At 74.5% G+C, this 6256-nt stretch carries 5 protein-coding genes and 1 tRNA gene; 4 read left to right on the top strand and 2 right to left on the bottom strand.

Going from position 1 to position 6256, the window contains the following annotated elements:
* Positions 1–219: 219 nt before the first annotated feature.
* Positions 220–2661: an SCO7613 C-terminal domain-containing membrane protein gene (locus ACFWGJ_RS18245; RefSeq protein WP_387325378.1), complete on the bottom strand. Its 2442-nt coding sequence runs from the start codon at positions 2659–2661 to the stop codon at positions 220–222.
* 226 nt (positions 2662–2887) lie between these two features.
* Between ACFWGJ_RS18245 and ACFWGJ_RS18240 the strand changes: the two genes are divergently transcribed.
* Both ACFWGJ_RS18240 and ACFWGJ_RS18235 read left to right on the top strand, forming a co-directional pair.
* The gene (locus tag ACFWGJ_RS18240; RefSeq protein ID WP_387325375.1) at positions 2888–3346 is read left to right on the top strand and encodes an SRPBCC family protein; all 459 of its coding nucleotides are present in this window, start codon (positions 2888–2890) and stop codon (positions 3344–3346) included.
* 39 nt (positions 3347–3385) lie between these two features.
* Positions 3386–3457: transfer RNA gene (locus tag ACFWGJ_RS18235), tRNA-Val, on the top strand.
* A gap of 73 nt (positions 3458–3530) precedes the next feature.
* Here ACFWGJ_RS18235 and ACFWGJ_RS18230 read toward each other — a convergent pair.
* Complete coding sequence (locus ACFWGJ_RS18230) at positions 3531–4259, bottom strand: 3'-5' exonuclease (RefSeq protein WP_387325372.1); 729 nt, start codon at positions 4257–4259, stop codon at positions 3531–3533.
* A 168-nt stretch (positions 4260–4427) separates the two neighbouring features.
* Here ACFWGJ_RS18230 and ACFWGJ_RS18225 point away from each other — a divergent pair, with 168 nt between their 5' ends.
* A complete protein-coding gene (locus ACFWGJ_RS18225) occupies positions 4428–4994 on the top strand; it encodes a DUF4365 domain-containing protein (protein WP_107019874.1) in 567 nt (188 codons plus the stop codon).
* Positions 4991–6214, top strand: coding sequence for a hypothetical protein (locus ACFWGJ_RS18220; protein ID WP_387325369.1), 1224 nt, complete (start codon positions 4991–4993; stop codon positions 6212–6214). The genes ACFWGJ_RS18225 and ACFWGJ_RS18220 overlap by 4 nt, the downstream gene beginning before the upstream one ends.
* The last annotated feature ends 42 nt before the right edge of the window (positions 6215–6256 follow it).

The following is a 6256-nucleotide window of genomic DNA, read 5'->3' as shown; positions in this document are numbered from 1 at the left end:
GCGCCGTTAAGGGGCGCGGGGAACTGCGCGCCCGGCCACGACGTGCGCGCAGTGGTTCACGCGCCTGCCGTGCACGCCCCTTCCGGGGTGGGGGATTCGCGTGCGGGTCCGTTGTGGCTGGCCGCGCAGTTCCCCGCGCCCCTCGGGAGCGCCCCTGGCGGGGCGACTCCCCGCGGGGGCGGTTCCCCAGAGTGGGGCGGCCCCGTCCAGACACCGGCGTCAGCGCATCCGGCCAAGGGCGTCCCTGACCCGCCGTGCGTCGCGCAGGCGGTGTTCGTACGTGGCGCCCAGCGTCAGGAGCAGGACGCCCGCCAGGGCGGGCGGGGCCCAACGGGGGACCGCGCCCATGGCCTGGGCGAGGTACGGGGCCAGTTCGTGGAGCGCGACCAGGACCAGCGTGCCGCCGCCCAGGACGAGCGGGGCCCGGAGCCGGTGCCGGACGCCGAGCAGGGTGACGGCGAGCGCCGCGGACCCCAGCAGCAGCGGACGCAGCCAGTTCGCGTCGCCCCACACGGCCAGGAGACTCGGCAGCAGCGTCACCGAGAGGCCGGGCCCGTACGCCGTCCAGGACGAGGCCTGCGCGTCACGGCTCCTGCGGGCGTACCCGAGAAGCAGCGCGGGCACGGTCACCGGCAGCGTGTACGCCTCCGGGGCGCCCACCTCCCAGGCGGCCAGCCGGACCCAGGCGGCCAGCACGAACAGCACGGCCGCCGCATGGCCGACCCGCCTGCGGTCCGCGCGCAGGGCCGTGCCCGCGGCGATCACCCCGCACAGGGCCAGGACCAGGGCGAGGACGGGCAGTTCGGCGGTCGCGAGGTCGATCGCCAGCAGCCCCGCGACGGCTCCCGTGATCTCGGCGGACACCGTCGTCGTGGGATCGCCGAGCCGGGGCGCCAGCACCGCCGCGACGGCCGGCACCACCAGGACGAGCAGCGCGATGTGCTGCGGCTGCCAGCCGAGGGACGCGCCGGTGGCGCAGGCGAGCGCCGTGGCGTACGCGAGGGAGGCCGCGGTCGTGACGGTCCGGATGCGCGTCCCCTTCCGGAGGACCGCTGCCGACGCGAACACCGCGGTCAGGGTCGCGAGTACCGCGAGCGTCGCCGCTTCGGAGGCCAGGGAGAGCGCCACGAGGTGCAGTGAGCCGAGGAGCGCGAGGCAGAGCGCGGTGGTCGGGAGCAGCGCCGCGCGCCGGCCTTCCGCCGGGGCGTGGCCGACGGCCGCGGACGTGTACGCCGCTGCCGCCAGCAGAGCCACCGTGATCGCGCCGTGCGTCAGAAGGGCCGCCGGGTAGGGGAGTTGCGCGATCGCGGGGAGGGGGAGCGTCGCGGACCAGGCGAGCAGCAGTGCTCCGCTCAGAGCGAGGTGGCGGAGCAGGCTGTTCCAGAAGACCGGGACCAGCACCGCCGCCACCGCCGCCAGCACCAGCGGAGCGCTCTCCGTGCCGGACGTCCACGGCGTGGAGACCGTCACCGCGTCGCGGGCGTCCGACGGCGCCCCGGACCACGCGTGCGCGGCCCAGCCGGCCGGGCCGAGCAGGGCCAGGGCGACGAGGGGCAGGGTCCAGGCCACGGCGAGCGCCTGCACCGTCGTGGAGGACCAGAACAGGCCACGCCGTACGGTCCCGGGCAGCCGGCCGCCGCGTACCGACAGCAGGGCGATCGCGCAGGCCAGACAGGCCGGGACCGTCCACACACCGGGCAGGACCGTACGCAGCACGCCACCCGCCGCGGCGACGGCGGTCAGGCCGCCGGCCGACGCCAGACCGAGAGCGGCCCGCGCCTCGGGGGCACGCCACGCGGCCCCGAGCGCGATCGCCGCGGCGAGGGCGAGGAGCGCCGCCGCACGGGCGGCGGCGCTCGGACCGGAGGCGTCCCAGGTGAGGACGCCGGCCGCCAGGACGCCCAGGGCGCCCGTCCCGTACGCGCCGACGGCGGCGACGACCCGTACGGGCCGGATGGAGCGCACCGGGGCGGAAAGGGCCAGCGCGGTGTCCGCCGCGGCCGTCCCCAGGAGTGCCGCCGTGATCAGGTGGTCGCCCGCGCCGGCCGCCACCGCCCAGAGCAGCAGGGGGAGCTGGGCCGCGGCCACGGCCGCCGGGAACGGCAGCCGCAGGTCGCCGAGGACACGGCCGTACGCCGTCCACAGCGCGGCCAGGAGTGCCGCCGCCGCTGCCGCGTAGCCGGTGCCGTCCACCCCGGAGAGGGAGACCTCGTGCAGGGCGTAGGCGTCGAGGACCGTCAGCGCGAGGCCGAGACCCGCCACCGATTCCGCCGTCGAGCCGAGGCCGCGCTTCAGCAGGGGCACCGGCGCGGCGAGCGCGGCCGCGGTGACCGCGCCGAGGACCGCCGACCGCCCCGCGATGCCCATGTCGCCCCAGCTCACCAGCGTGAACGCGATGGCCGCGATGGTCAGCAGGACACCGCCGAGCACGAGCAGCACGTTCTGCACGCCGGGGGCCGTGGCCTCCGGGCGCCGGGGCCCGTGTCCGCGCGGCGGCCAGACGCCCGGGGCAGGGGCAGGGCCCGGCTGGGGCCCGGCCGACCGGAGCACGTCGAGCAGCCAGATCCGGCGGGCCAGCAACTGGGCCCTGCGGGCGTCCAGTTGCCACAGCTCGTGGTCGAGGATCCGCAACTCCTCGGCCGGCGGCGGAATGTTCGTCATGCCCTGGAGTGTGGTCCGGGTCACGTCTCATGGCATGAGCGCACATACTCAGGACGTACTCAGATCCGTCAGGGACGGTCATGGGCAGCCGTACACGCAGCCGCGCACGGGCGCGGGCACGGGCACCGGGGGGGCAGGCACGGGCGCGGGCAGGCGCGGCGAGCCACGGGCAGGCATGGCGGGTCATGGGCTTGTGGTGGGCGGGCAGACCCGGATCATGACACCCATGGACTGGACGCACTACCGCTTCCGCAGCCTCTGGACCCTCGCCGCCCCGCCCGACGACGTCTACGCCGCGCTGGCCGACCCGGAGCGCTATCCGCGCTGGTGGCCGCAGGTGCGCGAAGTGACACCCGTCGACGGGGCCAGCGGTGTCATCCGGATCCGCTCGGTGCTGCCGTACGACCTGGTCCTCAACGCCAGGGAGGTCCGGCGCGACCGGGCGGCCGGCGTCCTGGAGATCGCGATGACGGGTGACATGGACGGCTGGGCGCGGTGGACCGTCACCGCCGACGGACCGGGCACCCGCGCCCGTTACGACCAGGAGGTGCACGTGACCAAACCGCTGCTGCGGCGGTTCGCGGTGCCGGGACGGCCCGTCTTCCGCGCCAATCACGCGCTGATGATGCGTGCGGGACGGCGAGGACTCGCCGCCCACCTCGGGGGGAACCGCGAAGCGGTTTGATGGAAACGCACGGGGACCTGTATTGTTCGGTGCGTTCCCGGGCGATTAGCTCAGTGGGAGAGCGCTTCGTTCACACCGAAGAGGTCACTGGTTCGAACCCAGTATCGCCCACCGGGAAAGGCCGGTCCGTCACAGACGGACCGGCTTTTTGCATGGTCCCGCGCGGCCCGGCGCAGTGCGGCGCTCAGGCGGCCTCCGCCGGGAGTTCGGGCCGCAGCGGCCATGACTGGTCGACCAGTTCCTCGGAGCCGCTGCGCGCGAACCACGCCTGCAGGCCACGGGCCTGCGCCGCGTGCCAGCCGCCCTGCAGCGTGTGCAGTTCGGCCGGAGACAGCCGCTCCATGCGGGTCGCGAACCGCCGCCCGATCGCCCGGACGACCTCCAGCGAGGCCAGCGCGTCGGCCGCCGCCTCGTGTGCGCCCTGCAGCTCCACCTCGTAGTGCGCGCACAGGTCCGTCAGCGTGCGGCGGCCCTTGCGGTAGCGGTCCAGATACTTGTCGAGGACCCGCGGATCGAGCACGCGCAGCGGCACCGACTCGAACCAGTGGTCCAGCGAGGACGCCCGGTGCCTGCGCAACTCCCGGTCCAGGAGCGTCAGATCGAAGGGCGCGTTCATCACCACGAGCGGCCGGCCCGCCGCGCTCTGCTCGGCCAGCTCCCTGACTATCTCGTCCATGACGGGCGACGGCCAGCGACCGCTGCGCCGCAGATGCTCGTCCGTCAGCCCGTGCACCGCCGTGGCGGCCTCGGGCACCGGCACCCCCGGATTCACCAGCCAGCGACGCACGCGCGGGCGGCTGCCGGGAGCGTCCTGGACGACGACGGCGGCCGACACGATCCGGTCGGTCTCCACGTCGACACCGGTCGTCTCCGTGTCGAAAGCGGTCAGGGGCCCTTCGTACCAGCACGTCATACGCTCACAACTCCTCGATCACCCTCGGCAGTTGACGCGCCGTCCCCTGCCCTTTTTGTGATACCCGGGCTGTTTGCGCCGTACGCCGGAAGGAGACAACAGAGGTACGGGTCTTTGCAGTTCAGCGACTCGTCGCGGGGATTCACCGGATTCGGAAGGCTGTTGGACATGGCGCTCGCGCAGCCCGAGCAGGGCGGGCTGCTGCCCCGGCGGACGGCACCGCATCGCGGCTCTCTGGCCACCACCGCATGCATGGAGACACTGCAGGTCGGCTATCTGCACGCGGTGGCGGCCGCCTCGGGCTGCTCCCTGTCCCAGCCCTTTCCGGACAACGGCATCGACTGGCACGTCAGCCACAGCGCCCCCGGGCACACGGTCGACGACGAAGTCACCATCAAGGTGCAGCTCAAGTGCACGTACCAGATCCCGCCGAACCCGCCGGGCGCCGCCTTCTCCTTCACGCTCGACAACGCCCACCTGGAGAAGCTGGCCCGGACCCCGGTCTCGGTGCACAAAATACTGGTCGTGATGCTTGTGCCCAGATCGCAGGACGACTGGCTGCGAGCCGGCCACGAAGGCCTCGACCTGCGGCACTGCTGCTACTGGATCAACCTCGCCGGACACCGCATCACCGGCCGGCGCAGGACCACCGTGCGGATACCGACCACGCGCGTCTTCGACGACAGGGCGCTCTGCGAGATCATGACGCGGGTCGGTACGGGAGGCATACCGTGACGCACCGCCCCTTCGACGAGCCCCTACGCCCCGTCAGGCCCCACCCCGTCGAACCGCCGGGGCTGTGGGACCAGCCGCCGCGGCCCGACGAGGTCGACCCGGCCGTGCTCGGCGCGCTGCTCCTTCGGCACGGCTGGCAGCGCCGCGGCGGAGCGCCCGGCCGCTACGGCCGCTGGACCCCGCCCGGACCCGGCCACTCCGGCATCAGTCTGCTCGTGCCGGAGAGCCGGGCGTTCCCGGACAGCGAGGACCTGCTGGGGGAAGCCCTCGTCTCGCTGTCCCGCAGCGGTTCGCCCGCCGCCCGCGACGTCCTGATCGGCCTCGCCGTGCCCAGCGACGAGATCCACTGGTGGCGTGACGTACCGGTGGGCCCGGTCGGCACCTCGCCGTGGACGGTCGAGGAACAGATGCGTACGGCGGCCCGGCAGATCCTCCTCGCGGGCGCCCTCGCCACCCGCGGGCGGGCCGGCTACCACGGCGCCCGCCATCGCAGGCCCGCCGCCGCGTCCCTGGAGAACGTGCTGGTCGGAGCCGCCCCCGGCGGCCGTCGCCTCACCGCCTTCGTGCCGGTCGCCACCGGCCGCCCGCTCGCCGTCCGGCTGCACCAGGCGCTGTACGCGGCCCGTGAGGCGATCGACTACCGGCGGGCCACCGGGGGCATGGACGCGTTCGACGGGGCGGTCGAGGCAGGCGTGAGCCATGAGCTGACGGAGGCGCTCGTGGCGCTGGTGCGGGGCACGGAGGGTGCCAGGGTCGCCGTCGAGTGGGCGCCCGCCGCCGGGGTCCCCGAGGGGTGCGCGGCGTCCGCGGAACCCGTCGAGTTCTCGCCCGGCGACCTGCCGGCGCTGCGTGAGGCGGGGGCCCGCTATCTGCGCGAGGAGCCGTCCGTGCCCGTGCGCATCACCGGGGCTGTCGTACGGATGCGCAGGTCAGGGCCGCGCGGCGAAGGAACGGTACGGCTGAAGGTCATCGCGGGCGCCGAGGTGCCGCACGTCCGGATGACCCTCGACGAGGAGTCGTACCGGATCGCCGGGCAGGCCCACCTCGTCGGACTCCCGGTGCGGGTGCACGGCCGGCTGGAGAGCCGGGGCGGATTCAGGCGGCTGACCGGCGCGTCCGGTGTGACACCGGTCCAGGTGGACGAGGCGGAACGCGACCGCCTGATGAAGTCGCTCCAGGAGAACCTCGACTTCTTCGAGGAGGCGTGCACGGAGGACTGACGCGGGCCGCGGACGGGCCGGGGACGGGGTGAGGGCGGGCCG

The sequence above is a fragment of the Streptomyces sp. NPDC060205 genome (genome assembly GCF_042728395.1).
Classification (GTDB): Bacteria; Actinomycetota; Actinomycetes; order Streptomycetales; family Streptomycetaceae; genus Streptomyces.
The sequence above is the reverse complement of the archived record's forward strand: the minus strand, read 5'-3'. Positions and strand labels throughout refer to the sequence as shown.

Excerpts from the sequence above, each read along its gene's own strand:
- ACFWGJ_RS18245 (WP_387325378.1), bottom strand. The coding sequence starts at position 2,661 with ATGACGAACATTCCGCCGCCGGCCGAGGAGTTGCGGATCCTCGACCAC.
- ACFWGJ_RS18240 (WP_387325375.1), top strand. The coding sequence starts at position 2,888 with ATGGACTGGACGCACTACCGCTTCCGCAGCCTCTGGACCCTCGCCGCC.
- ACFWGJ_RS18230 (WP_387325372.1), bottom strand. The coding sequence starts at position 4,259 with ATGACGTGCTGGTACGAAGGGCCCCTGACCGCTTTCGACACGGAGACG.
- ACFWGJ_RS18225 (WP_107019874.1), top strand. The coding sequence starts at position 4,428 with ATGGCGCTCGCGCAGCCCGAGCAGGGCGGGCTGCTGCCCCGGCGGACG.